This is a genomic window from Actinoplanes subglobosus (genome assembly GCF_042650585.1).
GTDB lineage: Bacteria > Actinomycetota > Actinomycetes > Mycobacteriales > Micromonosporaceae > Actinoplanes > Actinoplanes subglobosus.
Genome location: NZ_JBHSBL010000024.1, coordinates 200153 through 214468, shown reverse-complemented (window position 1 = coordinate 214468; position 14316 = coordinate 200153). Strand labels below are relative to the sequence as shown.

Genomic DNA, 14316 nt, shown 5'->3' with positions numbered 1-14316 from the left:
CCCCCGGATGGTGACGGACGCCACCATCGGGGGCCCTCTTCACCGGCGCTTCACCTCCGGCCGACCAGGATCGCGCGGTGCGTTACGCGAAGATTGTTCACGCGTGGGCGGCGGTCACCCTGCTGGCCGCCTGCTCGGCCGGTCCGGCACACCCCGCGGCATCCGGGTCGCCGTCGCCGCCGGTGCCGCCGGCGGTCTCCCCGGCGCCGTCCGGGCCGGGCCCGGCACAGCTGCTGGCGGCCCGCCGGGCGCGGTACGGCATCCCGGACTTCGCACCCGCACCCACCCCGCAGCCGATCACGCTGCCCGACGGCGACGCGGTGGAGTATCTGCACCGGATCCCGACCGATCAGAAGGTCGCGTTCCTGACCATCGACGACGGCTATCTCAAGCTGCCGGAGGCGCAGGAGCTGGTCGCGGCCGCGGGTGTGCCGGTCACGCTGTTCCTGACGACCGACGCCGTGCGCGACGACCCGGCGTACTTCCGGCCGATGATCGACGCGGGTGCGGTCGTCGAGGCGCACACGGTCACGCATGCGGGGCTGCGCGGCCGGTCCTACGAGTTCCAGAAGCGCGAGATCTGCGACTCGGCCGACGAACTCGCGACGTGGTTCGTACGACGGCCGACGCTGTTCCGTCCGCCCTTCGGGGAGAAGGACGCCACCACGCTGCGGGCGGCCAGGGACTGCGGGATGACGGCGGCGTTCATGTGGACCGAGACGGTGCACAAGGGCAAGGTGCGCTACCAGGAGGGCAAGCCGGTCAAGCCGGGCGACATCCTCCTGATGCACTTCCGGGAGGCGTTCCGCGACGATTTCGTGTCGGCGCTGAAGGCCATCCACCGCGCCGGGCTCACCCCGGCACTGCTGGAGGACTACATGCCACCCCGGGCGGCGGCCGGCGCCACCGTGCGGTGACGCCGGCCGGATCTCAGCGGGACACGTACCGGCGCAGCCGTACCGGCGTGACCTGCCGGTCCTCGGCCTCGCCCTGTTCGACGGGCCGGACGTGCCGGAGCGCGCGGCGGCTGCCGTCCCAGCTCATCGCGTAGTACCGGTACAGCCGGACCACCTCGTCGCCGGACAGCGGCTCGTCGGCGTCGGCGTCCACGTCGGGGGCGTCCTTGATGTACGCCTTCTCGAACGGCACGACGACCCGGTCGCCCTGCATCTCGGCGTCGCGCAGCGGCACGAGTGACTCGCCGAGGCCGAACCAGCCGGTCCGTACGCTGGCCCAGGCGGGCTCACCGGCGGCGTCACTCCAGACCGCGCCGATGCTGCCGACCTTGTCTCCGGTGCTGTCGTACACGTCGTGGCCGTACAGCGAATCGATCTTCTCCCGAGCGATCACGGTGCCTCCTCGGTCCAGGGGGTTGTGCGTCACCTGCTACCCGGCCGCGGTGCCGTAACCACTCGAAGTCACTCCCCAGAGGTCTCTTGACCGGTAAAGAGAAGGCGGGCTACTGTACCGGTACAGAACCTAGTCGAAGGAGCCCTCGTGAACTTCCCCGTCGCCCTCGTCACCGCCGTCGCCGCCACCCGGGACGCCACCGGAAGCGCCCGGCCCGGCGCCCCCGTCGTCCCGCACGCGGAGCGCCCCCGGCGTACCCGCACGATCCGCGCCGGACTGGCCCGCAACCTGATCCGCGCCGCCCACGTGATCGCCCCGACCTGACCGCGGCGCTATCGTGTCCGTCGAGGGAGGCGGTGACGTGGCGGGACGGGTGACATTGCAGACGATCGCCGACCGGGTCGGCGTGAGCCGCATGACCGTCTCCAACGCGTTCTCCAAGCCCGACCAGCTCTCCGCCGCCCTGCGCGCCCGCATCCTGGCCGCCGCCGACGAGCTCGGCTACGTCGGCCCCGACCCGGCGGCACGCGCCCTGGCCAAGGGCACCACCGGCACCATCGGCATCGTCCTGACCTCGTCGCTGCGATATGCGTTCACCGACCAGGTCGCCACCGGTTTCCTCGGCGCGATCGCCGAGCAGCTCGCCCCGACCGGCCTGGCCATCACCCTGCTCACCTCCTGGGACAGCGGCGCCATCGTCCCCGCCCGCGACCTGGCGATGGACGGCGCGCTGATCTACTCCTGCGACCCGACGTCCTCGGTCGTCGACATCCTGTCCCGCCGCAAGCTGCCGCTGGTCTACGTCGACCAGGACCCGGTCCCGGAGTATTCGAGCGTCAACGTCGACGACCGCGCGGGCGCCCGCGCCGCCGCACAGCACCTGGTCGATCTCGGTCACCGCGAGATCGGCCTGCTGCTGTCCGGCCTGCACGGCCCGTTCGGCATCGTCGACCCCACCCGCATCCCCCTCGACGCCCACGCCTCCCGGCAGCGGATGCTGGGCTGGCAGGACGCGCTGCGCCCGGCCGGGATCACCCCGGTCGCGGCCCGCCAGGACGGCAAGGACCTGGAGTCGGCCCGGCGCGGCGCCCGCCTGCTGCTCGACCGCCCCGACCGGCCGACCGCGATCCTCTGCTTCTCCGACGTCATCGCGCACGGTGTCCTGCAGATCGCCGCCGAGCTGGGCATCCGGGTTCCGGACGACCTCTCGGTGGCCGGTTTCGACGACAATCCGCTGGCCGCGCGGGTGACGCCGGCGCTCACCACGGTCCGCCAGGACATCGAGGCGAAAGGCCGGGCCGCGGCGGCGGCGCTGACGACGGCGATCGCGCAGTCCCGCGTCGGCGGCACCGTCACACCCCAGCACATCCTCCTCCCCACCGACCTGGTGATCCGCGACAGCACCGCGCCCTTCCGCCGTTGACCTTTCCTCGGTACGCCGTGGGCCGCCCCCGCCGAACCACCACGCCCGGGGGCGGTTGGCCTACCGTGGGACGGGTGGTTCCTCCGTGGCTGTCCGATGTGCTGCCCGGCGGCTGTGTGGTCACCGAGGTCGTGGCTCGTACCGGCGGATCTCTGCACACCGTCCTCGAGGTGCGCCTGCGGGGCGCCGCGCCGCTGATCGTGAAGCGGTACTCCGGCGAGTGGGACTGGAAGCAGGCCAAGGAGGTGTACGTCTACGGGCTGATGGCCGGCCTGGACGCGGTGCCGCGGGTGGTGCATGCCGACCATGAGCGGGCGACGACCGTACTCACGATGATGCCGGGCAAGCCTATGTGGGAGCGCCCGCCGGAGCCCCGGGCGGTCCGGAACGCCTACCGCCGGATCGGCGCGTTCCAGGCGGCGCTGCACCGGATCGGGATGCCGGCCTACGGCTTCCTGAAGACCGGGATCGTCGATCCGGTCGCCGACAACACCACCTACATGCGGCGGAAGTTCGTCCGGCAGCTGGACGAGTTCGTCGCGGCCGGCGGTCCGGCCGACATCCACGACGCCGTCGCGCGCCGGGTGGCCGCCGCAGACCACTGCTTCGCCGCCTGCACCGGCGCGGTGCTGTGCCACAACGACCTGCACGAGGGCAACGTCCTGGTCGACGGGGCGGGCGTGGTCACCGGTTTCGTCGACGTCGAGAACGCCGAGGCCGCCGACCCGATGACCGACCTGGCGAAGACGATCCAGTTCGCCCCGTCCCCGGCGAAGCGGGCCGCCCTGCTCGACGGCTACGGCCCGCTCCCACCTCTCGGCGCCGAACGGATCGACCTGTACCGGATGTTCCACGCGCTCGAACTGTGGACGTGGTTCACGTCGATCGGCAACACCGAACCCCTGCCCGCGTTGCTCGGCGATCTCCGCACCCTCGGTTCGCCCCCTTCGAGGTCATGAACCGGCGTCCGGCTGCGGAACCACCCCGGTAGCGGTTATGACCGGTGGCATGAACGTGCGACACATCAACCCGGGCGGGCTTCACCGCGCCGGTGCTTTCAGCCAGGCCGTCGTCGTCGAGCACCCCACGAAGACGATCTGGATCGGCGGGCAGAGTGACGCCGACGCCGTCAGCGGGTTCGCCGGCCGGACGATCGGTGAGCAGACCGTGAGGACACTGCGCACCATCGCCACCGTCCTGGAGGCCGAGGACGCGACCCTGGCGAACGTCGTGCACTGGACCGTCGCCATCGTCGAGGGCAACCGTGCCGACGAGTGCCTGGCGGCGTTCCGGCAGGTATGGGACCCTGCCGATCCGCCGCCCGCTGTCACGGTCCACTTCGTCGCCGGGCTGGGTCCCGATCAGGTCGTCCAGATCGGCGCCGTCGCCGTGGTGTGACGGCCGCCGGTCAGCGCGGGATCGCCGTGCCGTGGCGGCAGCCGGAGCAGCCGACCGCGCTCAGGCCGGTCCACGTGTTCAGGTCCGCGCTCGTCGCGGTCCACAGGCCGCCGTTGGTGTACTTGTCGACGTAGATGCGGTACTGGCCGTTGTCGAGGCGGACCAGGGACGGGCCCTCGTAACCGGAGGCCCACAGGTTGCCCTGGTTGATCCAGCCGCCGGTGAGACGGTCGGTGCTGGTCCAGTGCTCGATGTACTTGGTGGTCTCGTTCTTGACGAACGAGTGCCAGGTGTTGCCCGACTTCACCACGTAGGCGTCGATGTGGTTGAACCCGAGTCCCCACATCTGCTGCGGCGCGCTCCACGAGGTGAGGTCGCTGTTCTGGGCGGTGTAGACGTACGGCCGGAAGCAGTTGGAGCAGGTCGTCTGTGCGACGTTGGCGATGATGTTGACGGTCGAGCCCTCGATGTAGAACTCGGGCGCCCACGTGAACTTCGTGCTGCTGATCCCGGACGGCACGGTGGCGATGTTGGTCCAGTTCAGCAGGTCGGTGCTGCGCGCGACGGCGAAGTAGGTGGAGTTGGTCGTCCAGGACTGCCACGTGTACGCGATGTAGTAGGTGCTCCCCCGCTTGATGATGCTCGGGTCGCGGAGCACGCCGGTCGGTCCCCGGAAGTTGGTGTCGTAGAGGACGTTGTAGCTGGTGCCGCCGTTGGTGGACTGGTAGATCCACAGTTCCTGGTCGGCCGCCCCGTCACCCTTGAAGGTGGCGTAGATCAGGGTCGTCGCGGCCGCCGCCGGCTGGGGTACGGCCAGGAGTCCGAGGAGGAGAGCGACGGCACCGGCCGCCGCGGTCAGGATGCGCTTCATCCCCGAAATATCGGCAGGGCGGCGGGGTACGTCCATCAGTCGATCGGCACCATTCAATACCGATCGCACTCGAACACCTGTCAGCCGAGCAGGGCACCGAGCCACAGGCCGGTGTTGCGCTCGACGTACTCGGCATCCGAGCGCCAGGCGTCGCCGTGCCCGGTGCGCCAGTGCGTGGTCCACGGTTCGACACCGAGCAGCGCCTGATCGCGCAGGAAGTCATGCATCGACCGGGTACGGACAGCCAGCATCGGCGCCAGGTCGCGGCGCTGCCGTTCGTCGAGCCCGTAGGCATCGGCGAACGCCCGCAGCCGGGGACCGGCGTCGTCCGCCCGCTGCCAGTCCGGATGCGCCGACAGGGGGATGAAGCCGTGCGCCGCGTAGGCGAGGTCCCACAGCCGGGAACCCGGGGCCACGCCGTCCCAGTCGATGAAGACCATGCGCTCGCCCACCACGAGGTTCCACGGTGCGAGGTCGTGATGGACGATCAGATCGTTGCTGTCGGCCGGGATCAAATTGTTCCACTTCGCGTCCGGCGGCGGGGTGAACGTCTCGCAGGCGTCGTGGAGGTCGCGGATCAGCCGCCCGACCCGGGCCAGCTGATCGACCGGCTCCATCAGGTCGAACCGGGACGGCCACGGCACGTCGCCGGGGACGAAGGTCAGCACCTCCCGGCCCTTCCCGTCGATCCCGAGCGGCCGGGGCGCACCCCGGAACCCGGCCGACCACAGATGCTCCAGCAGCGCGTGCACCGCCGGCGTCCACGGTCCGGCCGGCCGGCGCACGGTGTCACCGACCCGCACCACACCGGCCGACACGTTGCCTCCGGTGAGCGGAATCTCCTCGGTACTCATACCGCCTACTCTGCCCGACATCGGCGCGGGTTTCCGGGGGCGGGTGCCGGGGCATCGATGGTCCCGATGAACACCGGAGACCTTATCGACGGACGGTTCCGCCTGCGGGGGCGGCTCGGTGCCGGCGGCATGTCGGTGGTGTGGCGCGCCCACGACGAGGTCCTCGGCCGCGACGTGGCCGTCAAGGTCCTCTCCCCCGCCCTGGCCCGGGACCCGGCACGTCTGGCGCACATCCGCGACGAGGCACGGGCGGTCGCCCGGCTGCGGCATCCGAACATCGTCGAGGTGTACGACTACGGTGAGGCCGGCTCTCTCCCGTACCTCGTGATGGAAGTCGCCGAAGGCCGCACCCTGGCGCAGTTGCTGACCGCCGGCGCGCTGCCCTGGGAGACCGCCGTCGTCATCGTCGCCCAGGTCGCCGCGGCACTGGCCGCCGCCCACGAGCGCGACGTCGTGCACCGGGACGTGAAACCCGACAACGTGGTGGTCTCCGGCGCACGGGTGAAACTGCTCGACTTCGGTATCTCGGCGCTCTCCGGCGACGACGACCGGACAACCGGCTACCTGCTGGGCACTCCGGCCTACCTGGCGCCGGAACGTCTCGAACACGGCGTCGTCCGCCCGGCGACCGATGTCTACGCGCTGGGCCTGCTGCTCTACCGTGCGCTCGCGGGGCGTCTGCCGTGGGCGGCGTCGACCGCCACCCAGATGCTGCGGGCACACCGCTACCACGAGCCGCACGGCCTGCCACCGGTCGCCGGGCTGCCCGCCGAGGTCGCCGACCTGTGCCGCCGCTGCCTGGCCAAGAATCCCGCCCATCGGCCGAGCGCGGCAGCGGCGGCGGAGGCGCTGGCCGCGGCCGTGGCCCTGGACCCGGCGACCCTCACACTGCCCGGCCCGGTGCCCGCAGCGGTCCCGGTCCGGGCACCCCGGCCGGCCCCGACGGTCGCCGTGCCGGCCGGGTCGCGGCGGCGGGTCGCGGCCGTCTCCGCGGCCGTGCTGGTGGCGGCCGGTGCGGTCGCCGCGGTGACCCTGACCCCCGACGCTCCCGGGCCAGTGGCGCAGGCCGCCGCCACCCCACCGGCCGCACCGAAGCCGGAATGCACCGTCGGCTTCGTCGTCGCGACCGGCGATGGCCGCTTCACCACGAGGGTCAGCGTGGCCAACACCGGCGACGTGCCGATTCCGGCGGCGCCGCTCTCCTTCACCCTCCCGGCCGACCAGCGACTGGCCGGCGGCACACCGGGTGTCTGGCGTCAGAGCGGCCGGACCGTCACCGCCCGCATCGCGGACCTGGCCCCGGGCCACGATCACACCGCCACCGTCCGCGGCACCTCCCGCGGCAGCGGCACCCCACCGCACGACTTCACCCTCGACGGTACGGCCTGCCGGGTGACCCTGGCGGTGTCGCAGTCCGCGCCGGCCCCCACCGCCGCCGATCCCGCGAAGCCCGCGCCCGCCGGGCCGCCGGCGAAGAAGCCCAAGAAGCCGAAACCGAAGGACGCCAAGGGCTCCCCGCTGACGTAACTCCCCCGGGCGACACCGTCTTGCCGCGCGGCAACCGCAGCCCAATGATGGCTGCGTGACTCAGGCACCGGCCGCGCCCGCACCGGAACGACAATGGGTTTGGTTCCCCGTTCCACGACGAGGTTCGGACTGGGCCTGGGCCTGCGGCATCTTCACGGTGGCGTCACTGCTCGCCTGCGGGCTCGCCACCGATGTCATGAACGCCCCTGATCCCGGAACGCCGGGCTACGACGCGTGGAGCGAGGAACACGGCGGCACCCTCGTGCTCGTCGGTATCGGCGTGCCGATGTCGCCGGTGCTCGTGTTCTGGCTGTCGCGGCTGCTGTTCTTCGGGGCCCTGAAGCTGCATGAGCGGTGGCAGGACCGCACGAACCGGCTGCACCAGCGGAAGGCCCAGCACGAGCTCCTCCTGACCGAACGGGTCAACGCGCTCCACGTCAACGTCCGGCACCAGCAGAGGTCGCTGCACGCCATGGCCCGTGAGACGCAGGAGGTCGCCGACGAGTTGGAGGTGTATCTGCGGGACCGGCTCGCGGTCCTCGACCGGCTCAGCGCGGAGCTGCGGGACAAGGAGGAGCTGGCCAAGAACACCCCGCAGATGGTCGAAGCGCTCGACAACTGGCTGGAAGCCCGGTCCCGCCGGGATCTCCGCAGCAACCGGCGCTTGCAGTACGTCTCCCTCGTCGTCGCCATCCTCTTCGGATTCGTCGTGAACTGGCTGTCCAACCCGGTCCTGACGATGCTGAGGACCTGGCTGGAGTAGCGCTGGCCCTACCCTCCATTGGGGAGCCTGCCGCAATGACCGGCGACCGGAATCTCGCAACGATCGGTGCATGACATCGACGAAGACGAGATCCTCGCGCGCCCTGGCCCTCACCCTGACCGTGACCGTCGCCCTGACCGGCTCGGGAGCGGCGGCCGCGACCGCCGCGACGTACGACCCGGCGATGCGCGACGCGGCCCGGCGGGTTCTCGAGGCCGGCGCTCCCGGCTACATGGCCCGTATCGACGACGGCCGCCGGATCGCGGTGACGGCCGCCGGGGTGGCCGACCGCCGGACCGGGCGGCCGCTGACCGGACGGGACCAGTTCGAGATCGGCAGCAACACCAAGACCTTCACCGCCGTCCTGGCGTTGCAGCTGGTCGACAGTGGACATCTGACGCTGGACGCGCCGATCGAGGATTACCTGCCCGGCGTCGTCCCCAACGGGCCGAACATCACCGTGCGGATGCTGCTCAACCACACCAGCGGGCTCTTCAACTACACCGCCGATCCGGAGTTCTTCGCCGGGATCAGGCAGGATCCGCAGCGGGTCCGCACCGACCAGGATCTGCTCGACGTGGCCTTCCGGCACGAACCGGACTTCGCCCCGGGTACGAGCTGGTCCTACTCCAACACGAACTACATCGTGATCGGGGTGCTCCTGCGGACGGTGACCGGCCGGAGCCTCGCCGAGCTGGTCCGGCAGCGTATCGCCGGACCACTCGGCCTGAAGCACACCTACGTCGCCGACCCGCGGGCCACCACCACCGGCCGTGGATACGCCCACGGCTACTCGGTCACCTTCGCCGGCCCCGCACCGGCCTACACCGACATCTCGGCCTGGCCGCTCGGCGGGTTCGCCGGAGCGGCCGGAGCGATCATCTCCACACCCGGCGATCTGTCGCACTTCTTCTCCGCGCTGCTGAGCGGGAGGTTGATGTCGGCACGGCAGCTCGGGCAGATGAAGACGACGGTTCCGCTGCCCGAGGGATGGGGAGACGGCGGCTACGGACTGGGCCTGATGCGGATCGACTCACCGTGCGGCACGGTGTGGGGCCACGGCGGCGACACCTTCGGGCACCACAGCACCGCGGTGACGACCGCCGACGGGCGGCGCAGCGCGGTCACCGACGTCACCGCCAACCCCGGCGACACCGTGCCCAACGACGGAGTCGTCCGCTTCCAGCAGGTCGTCACCGCGGCCGACACCGTGGTCACCTGCCGGATGCTCGGCAAGCCCGCCCCGGGCCACCCGGAGGTCCGGCAATGAGGAACGGCAGCCGGGCGTACGGAACCTAGGCGGACCGGACGTCCAGGACGGCCTTGCCCGCGACCTTGCGGCTCAGCAGCTGCCCGACCGCGTCCTGGTAGGAGTTCCAGTCACCGCGCCAGCCGACCGGGATCTCCAGCCGACCCTGCTCGGCGAGGCGGACGAGAAACCGCAGGTCGCCACCGAGCGGCACGGTGATGTTGAACGTCTCGATGCGCCCGCGGTCGTGGTTGATCCGGGCCTGCTCGAAGTCGATCGTGGTCGGCTCCTTGGACGCCATGCCCACCGCCGCGATCACACCTCCGGAGGTGAGCCGCTGGTAGGCGTCGGCCAGCTGCTGCCCGCCGACGTTGTCCACCACGCCGTCGACCCGGCCGGTCATCGCCTGCGGGCCGACGACTACCTCGGCCGCGCCGATCTCGAGCAGGCCCTCGCCCCGCTCGGGCGAACCGACGGACGCGACCACCTCCGCGCCGGCCAGGTTGGCCAGTTGCACGGCGAACCGGCCGACACCACCGGACGCCCCGGTGACCAGCACACGCTTGCCGAGCAGGGAACCGAGCCGCCGGACGGCCTGCATCGCGGTGATGCCGGCGACCGGCAGCGCCGCCACGGCACCGAGGTCGACCCCGTCCGGGACGACCGCGAGCTCGCCGGTGTCGGCCGCGCGCAACTCCGCCCACGCCCCCGACCAGCCGAAGGTGACCACACGTGTCCCGGCCGGCGGGCCCGAACCGTCGGCGGCCGGGGTGACCACGACACCCGCCGCGTCCCACCCGGGGATCGTGCCGTCCGGCAGCTCCGGCGTCCGGAAGGCGACCTCCCCGAAGTTGAAGGAGAACGCGACGACCCGGATGAGCGCCTGCGCGGGGCCGGGACGCGGATCCGGCGCGGTGTCCAGGCGCAGCATGTGCCGGCCGGCCCGGTGGTGAACCAGTGCTTTCATCGTCGATCCGATCTGCGTGTGTGCCGGGGTCGGCCGGGTGCTGCTCAGCCGCGCCACCGGCCGGCATGCCCGGCCATGAAGCCGTCGGTTTCCGCGGGCTGCGCGAGGACCCGTCGCGGACCTCGGTGTCGCCGCGTTCGGCGCGTTGCGCCACGCCCTTGCCGCGATCAGCCGGCGTTCTCCAGCGTCGGGTAGTCGGTGTAGCCGGTGTGGTCGCCGCCGTAGAAGGTCGCCTGGTCCGGCGTGTTGTACGGGCCGCCGGCCCTGATCCGCACATCGAGGTCGGGGTTGGCCAGCCACAGCGCGGCCAGGGACACCGCGTCCGCGACACCGGACTCCAGCGCCTCGTGTGCGGCGTCGGCCGTGGCCGGGTAGACCGCCATGGTCTCGTGCGGGTTGAGGATGAGGGTGCTCGACCACACGTCACGCAGGGCCTTGGTGATGCCGCGGGTGCCCATCTCGATCACGTGGACGTAGGCGATGTCGAGCGCCGCGAGCTCGTTGAGCAGCGCGGTGTAGACCGGAACCGGGTCACTCTCGACGATGCTGTTGTACGGGCTTCCGGGGGAGATCCGGATGCCGACGCGGTCGGCGCCGACGGCCTGGGCGACCGCCCGCACGACCTCGACCGCGAAACGGACGCGGTTGTCGGTCGAGCCGCCGTACTCGTCGGTGCGCAGGTTGGTGTTGTCGGCGAGGAACTGGTGCACCAGGAAGCCGTTGCCACCGTGCACCTCGACACCGTCGAAGCCGGCCTCGATGGCGGCACGGGCGCTCTGCGCGTGCTCCTCGATGATGCCGGCGATCTCGGCCTTGGTCGCCTCACGCGGCGTCGGGTGGTCCAGCGGGCCCTGGAAGCTGATCATCTGCTCGCCGGAGGCCACCGGGGACGGCGCGACCGGCAGCTCGCCGTTCGGGTAGAGCGAGGGGTGCCCGATCCGCCCGCAGTGGGTGATCTGAGCGAAGATGCGGCCGCCCTCGGCGTGCACCGCGTCGGTGACGACGCGCCAGGCCGCGACCTGCTCGGCGCTGTGCAGGCCGGGGGTCAGGATGTAGCCCTGACCCTGGACGCTGGGCTGGATGCTCTCGGAGACGATCAGGCCGGCGCCGGCGCGCTGGGCGTAGTACTCGGCGGTCAGCGGGGTGACGACGCCGTCCGGGGTCGCCCTGTTCCGCGTCATGGGGGCCATCACCAGGCGGGACGGCAACCGCAGCCTGCCCACCGTTACCGGGTCGAAAAGTGTGCTCACGACATTCTCCTCACTGACGCTTAGAACGCCCCAAAGCGAGTTACTTGATTGAATCACGGATATCCTGGCACGATTGCTTGAGCGAATCAACCAATTCTGGATTCTTCATCGCCTCAAGTACGTGAACTACAATCCGTTCATGGCAGTACCTTCCGTGCCGGCAACCGCGGCGACCGCCCTTGAGCAGGCCATGTTCACGTTTGTCGACGCGTACAACCAGGCGTGGGAAGCCGCCGCGGCCGAGCACGGGCTCAGCACCGCTCACGCCTGCGTGCTGGGCCGGGTCGAGACACGCCGCAGCATGGGCGAGCTCGCTGAGGAGCTGCGCTGCGACGCCTCCAACATCACCCAGATCGTCGCCCGCCTCGAGACCCGCGACCTGGTTCGTCGTGAGCCCAACCCGGAGGACCGGCGGTCCCGGCAGATCGTGCGCACACCGAGCGGCGACGACCTCTACGGCGCGTTCGAGCAGACCTTCGAGTTCCCGAGGGACGCCGCGTCGCACCTGACCGACGCCGAGCGTGAGCAGCTCACCGCTCTGCTGCGGAAGGCCCTGGGTGGCTGATACGGCGATGGCCGCGGTGAGACCCTCGACACGCCGGACGGGAGCCGAGTCCGCGCCGAGGCATGTCCGGCGGTGTGAAAGCGTTGCCCCTGAGGACGACGAAAGAGGTGCAGCACGATGAGCACGCAGAAGGCCATCCTGGCCGGGGGTTGTTTCTGGGGCATGCAGGACCTGATCCGCAAGCGTCCCGGCGTGGTCACCACCCGGGTGGGATACACCGGCGGGCAGGTGGCGAATGCGACGTATCGCAACCACGAGGGGCACGCCGAGGCCATCGAGATCGTCTTCGACCCGGCGGCCACGTCGTACCGGGATCTGCTGGAGTTCTTCTTCCAGATCCACGACCCGACGACGGTGAACCGGCAGGGCAACGACATCGGTACGAGCTACCGCTCGGCGATCTTCTTCGAGTCCGACGAGCAGAAGGACGTCGCCGAGGACACCATCGCCGACGTGGACGCGTCCGGGTTGTGGCCGGGCAAGGTGGTCACCGAGGTGACCGCGGCCGGCCCGTTCTGGGAGGCCGAGCCGGAGCACCAGGATTACCTGGAGCGCATCCCGGACGGCTACACCTGCCACTTCCCGCGCCCGAACTGGACTCTGCCGCGCCGCGCGCAGTGACGACGGACTGATATCAGCTAATCGGTATGGGGGCGGCGACGCCCCCATACATTGACGCCCATCAAAGCGATGTCTAGCGTTCAGGCACACCCACCCGGCGTGTGCCGACCCCTGCCCGCGCCGGTTCCCCAGCGCGAAAGGGCACACCCATGCTGCGTGGAGTACGCCGCCTGACACTCGCCGCGACCGCGGTCCTGCTACTGGCCCTCGCCGGGCCACCGGCCACCGCACACGATCCGGGCACCCCGGAGGGCCGGGCCGAGCAGGCCGAGATGCTGAGGATCTACGAGCCGACCTGGCGCAGCGGGACCGCGATGGTCGCCGCCGCACCGGTGACCTGCGTGAACGGCAAGGCCGGGACGTACCCGTGCAAGAACGTCGACCTGCTGAGCTTCCTGCCGCAGTCGGCGCTGGGCGGCGGCGGCTCGTCGAGCATGTGGTACTGGACGGACACCCGCGACAACAACGAGTACATCCTCTACTGCCGGTCCAACGGCATGTCGTTCGTCAACGTCACCGACCCGTCGAACCCGCGCTACCTGGGCAACCTGCCGTCCTCCAACGGGGTCAGCTCGTCCTGGTGCGACGTCCGGACGTACAAGAACTACGCCTACATCGGCAAGGACTCGGTGTCGCACGGCATCCAGATCTTCAACCTGAACAAGCTGCAGGGCGTGACCACCACGCAGACGTTCACCGCGGACGCGCGCTTCACCGGGCTGACCAACAGCCACACCCTGCAGATCAACCAGGCCACCGGCTTCCTGTACGTCTCCGGCGCGAACACGTGCAGCAAGGGCCTGACGATCTACGACATCAAGACGCCGCTCACCCTGACGCTGGCCGCCTGCTACAGCCGTGAGGTCTACTCGCACGAGTCGATCGTGGTGAACTACGCCGGCCCGGACACCCGCTACACCGGCCGGGAGATCGCGTTCAACTACACCGGCCAGGGCAAGCGGTTCCAGATCCTCGACGTGACGAACAAGTCGAACATCGTCGTGCTGTCCAGCGTCACGCACCCGGGCGCCAGCTTCATCCACCAGGGCTTCGCGACCAGCGACTACAAGCACATGATCGTCAACGACGAGACGATCAGCACCGCCTCCGGCAGCCCGGACTTCGTCTACAACATCGAGAAGCTGGACGCCGCCCGCTACGTGGGCCGGGACAACGGCACCCGCGGCACGTTCGTCAACCACAACGGCTACACCGTCGGCAACCGGCACTTCCAGGCCGCGTACCGCGGTGGCCTGCGGATCCTCGACACCACCAACGTCGCCTCAGCCTCGCTGCCCGAGGTCGGTTACTTCGACGTCGACCCGTCGTCGAACGCCAGTGGCTACAGCGGCAGCTGGATGGCACTCCCGTACCTCAAGAACGGGGTGGTCGCCGTCCAGAGCATCGGCGTCGGGCTGTTCCTGGTCCGGCCCACCGGCGCGGCGGCAGTGAGCTGACCGGCCAGAACGCGCGTCACC

Annotated in this window: 16 protein-coding genes; 11 read left to right on the top strand and 5 right to left on the bottom strand. The window is 70.6% G+C overall.

What is annotated here, in order from left to right:
• Positions 1 to 77: 77 nt before the first annotated feature.
• On the top strand, positions 78 to 917 hold the full coding sequence (locus ACFO0C_RS35070; protein WP_378071070.1) for a polysaccharide deacetylase family protein: 840 nt from the start codon (positions 78 to 80) through the stop codon (positions 915 to 917).
• Positions 918 to 930: 13 nt separating this feature from the next.
• Here the strand turns inward: ACFO0C_RS35070 and ACFO0C_RS35065 are convergent, their stop codons facing one another.
• Complete coding sequence (locus tag ACFO0C_RS35065) at positions 931 to 1350, bottom strand: PRC-barrel domain-containing protein (RefSeq protein WP_378071069.1); 420 nt, start codon at positions 1348 to 1350, stop codon at positions 931 to 933.
• A 147-nt stretch (positions 1351 to 1497) separates the two neighbouring features.
• Between ACFO0C_RS35065 and ACFO0C_RS35060 the strand changes: the two genes are divergently transcribed.
• From ACFO0C_RS35060 to ACFO0C_RS35045, 4 genes are all read left to right on the top strand, one after another.
• A complete protein-coding gene (locus ACFO0C_RS35060; protein ID WP_378071068.1) occupies positions 1498 to 1674 on the top strand; it encodes a hypothetical protein in 177 nt (58 codons plus the stop codon).
• 13 nt (positions 1675 to 1687) lie between these two features.
• Positions 1688 to 2773, top strand: a complete 1086-nt coding sequence (locus ACFO0C_RS35055; protein WP_378071067.1) for a LacI family DNA-binding transcriptional regulator — start codon at positions 1688 to 1690, stop codon at positions 2771 to 2773.
• A gap of 74 nt (positions 2774 to 2847) precedes the next feature.
• Complete coding sequence (locus ACFO0C_RS35050) at positions 2848 to 3732, top strand: aminoglycoside phosphotransferase family protein (RefSeq protein ID WP_378071066.1); 885 nt, start codon at positions 2848 to 2850, stop codon at positions 3730 to 3732.
• Positions 3733 to 3781: 49 nt separating this feature from the next.
• On the top strand, positions 3782 to 4171 hold the full coding sequence (locus ACFO0C_RS35045) for a RidA family protein (RefSeq protein ID WP_378071065.1): 390 nt from the start codon (positions 3782 to 3784) through the stop codon (positions 4169 to 4171).
• Positions 4172 to 4181: 10 nt separating this feature from the next.
• Here ACFO0C_RS35045 and ACFO0C_RS35040 read toward each other — a convergent pair whose 3' ends face one another.
• Both ACFO0C_RS35040 and ACFO0C_RS35035 read right to left on the bottom strand, forming a co-directional pair.
• Entirely contained in the window at positions 4182 to 5042 is an 861-nt protein-coding gene (locus ACFO0C_RS35040) for a family 43 glycosylhydrolase (protein ID WP_378071064.1), read from the bottom strand.
• An 80-nt stretch (positions 5043 to 5122) separates the two neighbouring features.
• Positions 5123 to 5896, bottom strand: coding sequence for a phosphotransferase enzyme family protein (locus ACFO0C_RS35035; RefSeq protein ID WP_378071063.1), 774 nt, complete (start codon positions 5894 to 5896; stop codon positions 5123 to 5125).
• Between the two features lie 66 nt (positions 5897 to 5962).
• Between ACFO0C_RS35035 and ACFO0C_RS35030 the strand changes: the two genes are divergently transcribed.
• The 3 genes from ACFO0C_RS35030 to ACFO0C_RS35020 all read left to right on the top strand — a co-directional run bounded on the left by ACFO0C_RS35030 (position 5963) and on the right by ACFO0C_RS35020 (position 9456).
• A complete protein-coding gene (locus ACFO0C_RS35030) occupies positions 5963 to 7423 on the top strand; it encodes a serine/threonine-protein kinase (RefSeq protein WP_378071062.1) in 1461 nt (486 codons plus the stop codon).
• A gap of 55 nt (positions 7424 to 7478) precedes the next feature.
• Positions 7479 to 8186 (top strand): hypothetical protein, encoded by a 708-nt coding sequence (locus ACFO0C_RS35025; RefSeq protein ID WP_378071061.1) that lies wholly within the window; start codon positions 7479 to 7481, stop codon positions 8184 to 8186.
• 70 nt (positions 8187 to 8256) lie between these two features.
• Positions 8257 to 9456 (top strand): serine hydrolase domain-containing protein, encoded by a 1200-nt coding sequence (locus ACFO0C_RS35020; protein WP_378071060.1) that lies wholly within the window; start codon positions 8257 to 8259, stop codon positions 9454 to 9456.
• 25 nt (positions 9457 to 9481) lie between these two features.
• Here the strand turns inward: ACFO0C_RS35020 and ACFO0C_RS35015 are convergent, their stop codons facing one another.
• Both ACFO0C_RS35015 and ACFO0C_RS35010 read right to left on the bottom strand, forming a co-directional pair.
• A complete protein-coding gene (locus ACFO0C_RS35015; protein WP_378071059.1) occupies positions 9482 to 10402 on the bottom strand; it encodes a zinc-binding dehydrogenase in 921 nt (306 codons plus the stop codon).
• A gap of 167 nt (positions 10403 to 10569) precedes the next feature.
• A complete protein-coding gene (locus ACFO0C_RS35010) occupies positions 10570 to 11652 on the bottom strand; it encodes an alkene reductase (RefSeq protein WP_378071058.1) in 1083 nt (360 codons plus the stop codon).
• A gap of 139 nt (positions 11653 to 11791) precedes the next feature.
• Here ACFO0C_RS35010 and ACFO0C_RS35005 point away from each other — a divergent pair, with 139 nt between their 5' ends.
• The 3 genes from ACFO0C_RS35005 (at position 11792) to ACFO0C_RS34995 (ending at position 14295) form a co-directional block, all read left to right on the top strand.
• Positions 11792 to 12217: a MarR family winged helix-turn-helix transcriptional regulator gene (locus ACFO0C_RS35005; protein ID WP_378071057.1), complete on the top strand. Its 426-nt coding sequence runs from the start codon at positions 11792 to 11794 to the stop codon at positions 12215 to 12217.
• A gap of 117 nt (positions 12218 to 12334) precedes the next feature.
• Positions 12335 to 12838, top strand: coding sequence for a peptide-methionine (S)-S-oxide reductase MsrA (gene msrA / locus ACFO0C_RS35000; protein WP_378071056.1), 504 nt, complete (start codon positions 12335 to 12337; stop codon positions 12836 to 12838).
• Positions 12839 to 12987: 149 nt separating this feature from the next.
• Entirely contained in the window at positions 12988 to 14295 is a 1308-nt protein-coding gene (locus ACFO0C_RS34995; RefSeq protein WP_378071055.1) for a choice-of-anchor B family protein, read from the top strand.
• The last annotated feature ends 21 nt before the right edge of the window (positions 14296 to 14316 follow it).

Coding starts and splice junctions, on each gene's coding strand:
- ACFO0C_RS35045 (WP_378071065.1), top strand. CDS start 3,782: ATGAACGTGCGACACATCAACCCGGGCGGGCTTCACCGCGCCGGTGCT.
- ACFO0C_RS35040 (WP_378071064.1), bottom strand. CDS start 5,042: ATGAAGCGCATCCTGACCGCGGCGGCCGGTGCCGTCGCTCTCCTCCTC.
- ACFO0C_RS35035 (WP_378071063.1), bottom strand. CDS start 5,896: ATGAGTACCGAGGAGATTCCGCTCACCGGAGGCAACGTGTCGGCCGGT.
- ACFO0C_RS35030 (WP_378071062.1), top strand. CDS start 5,963: ATGAACACCGGAGACCTTATCGACGGACGGTTCCGCCTGCGGGGGCGG.
- ACFO0C_RS35020 (WP_378071060.1), top strand. CDS start 8,257: ATGACATCGACGAAGACGAGATCCTCGCGCGCCCTGGCCCTCACCCTG.
- ACFO0C_RS35015 (WP_378071059.1), bottom strand. CDS start 10,402: ATGAAAGCACTGGTTCACCACCGGGCCGGCCGGCACATGCTGCGCCTG.
- ACFO0C_RS35005 (WP_378071057.1), top strand. CDS start 11,792: ATGGCAGTACCTTCCGTGCCGGCAACCGCGGCGACCGCCCTTGAGCAG.
- msrA (WP_378071056.1), top strand. CDS start 12,335: ATGAGCACGCAGAAGGCCATCCTGGCCGGGGGTTGTTTCTGGGGCATG.
- ACFO0C_RS34995 (WP_378071055.1), top strand. CDS start 12,988: ATGCTGCGTGGAGTACGCCGCCTGACACTCGCCGCGACCGCGGTCCTG.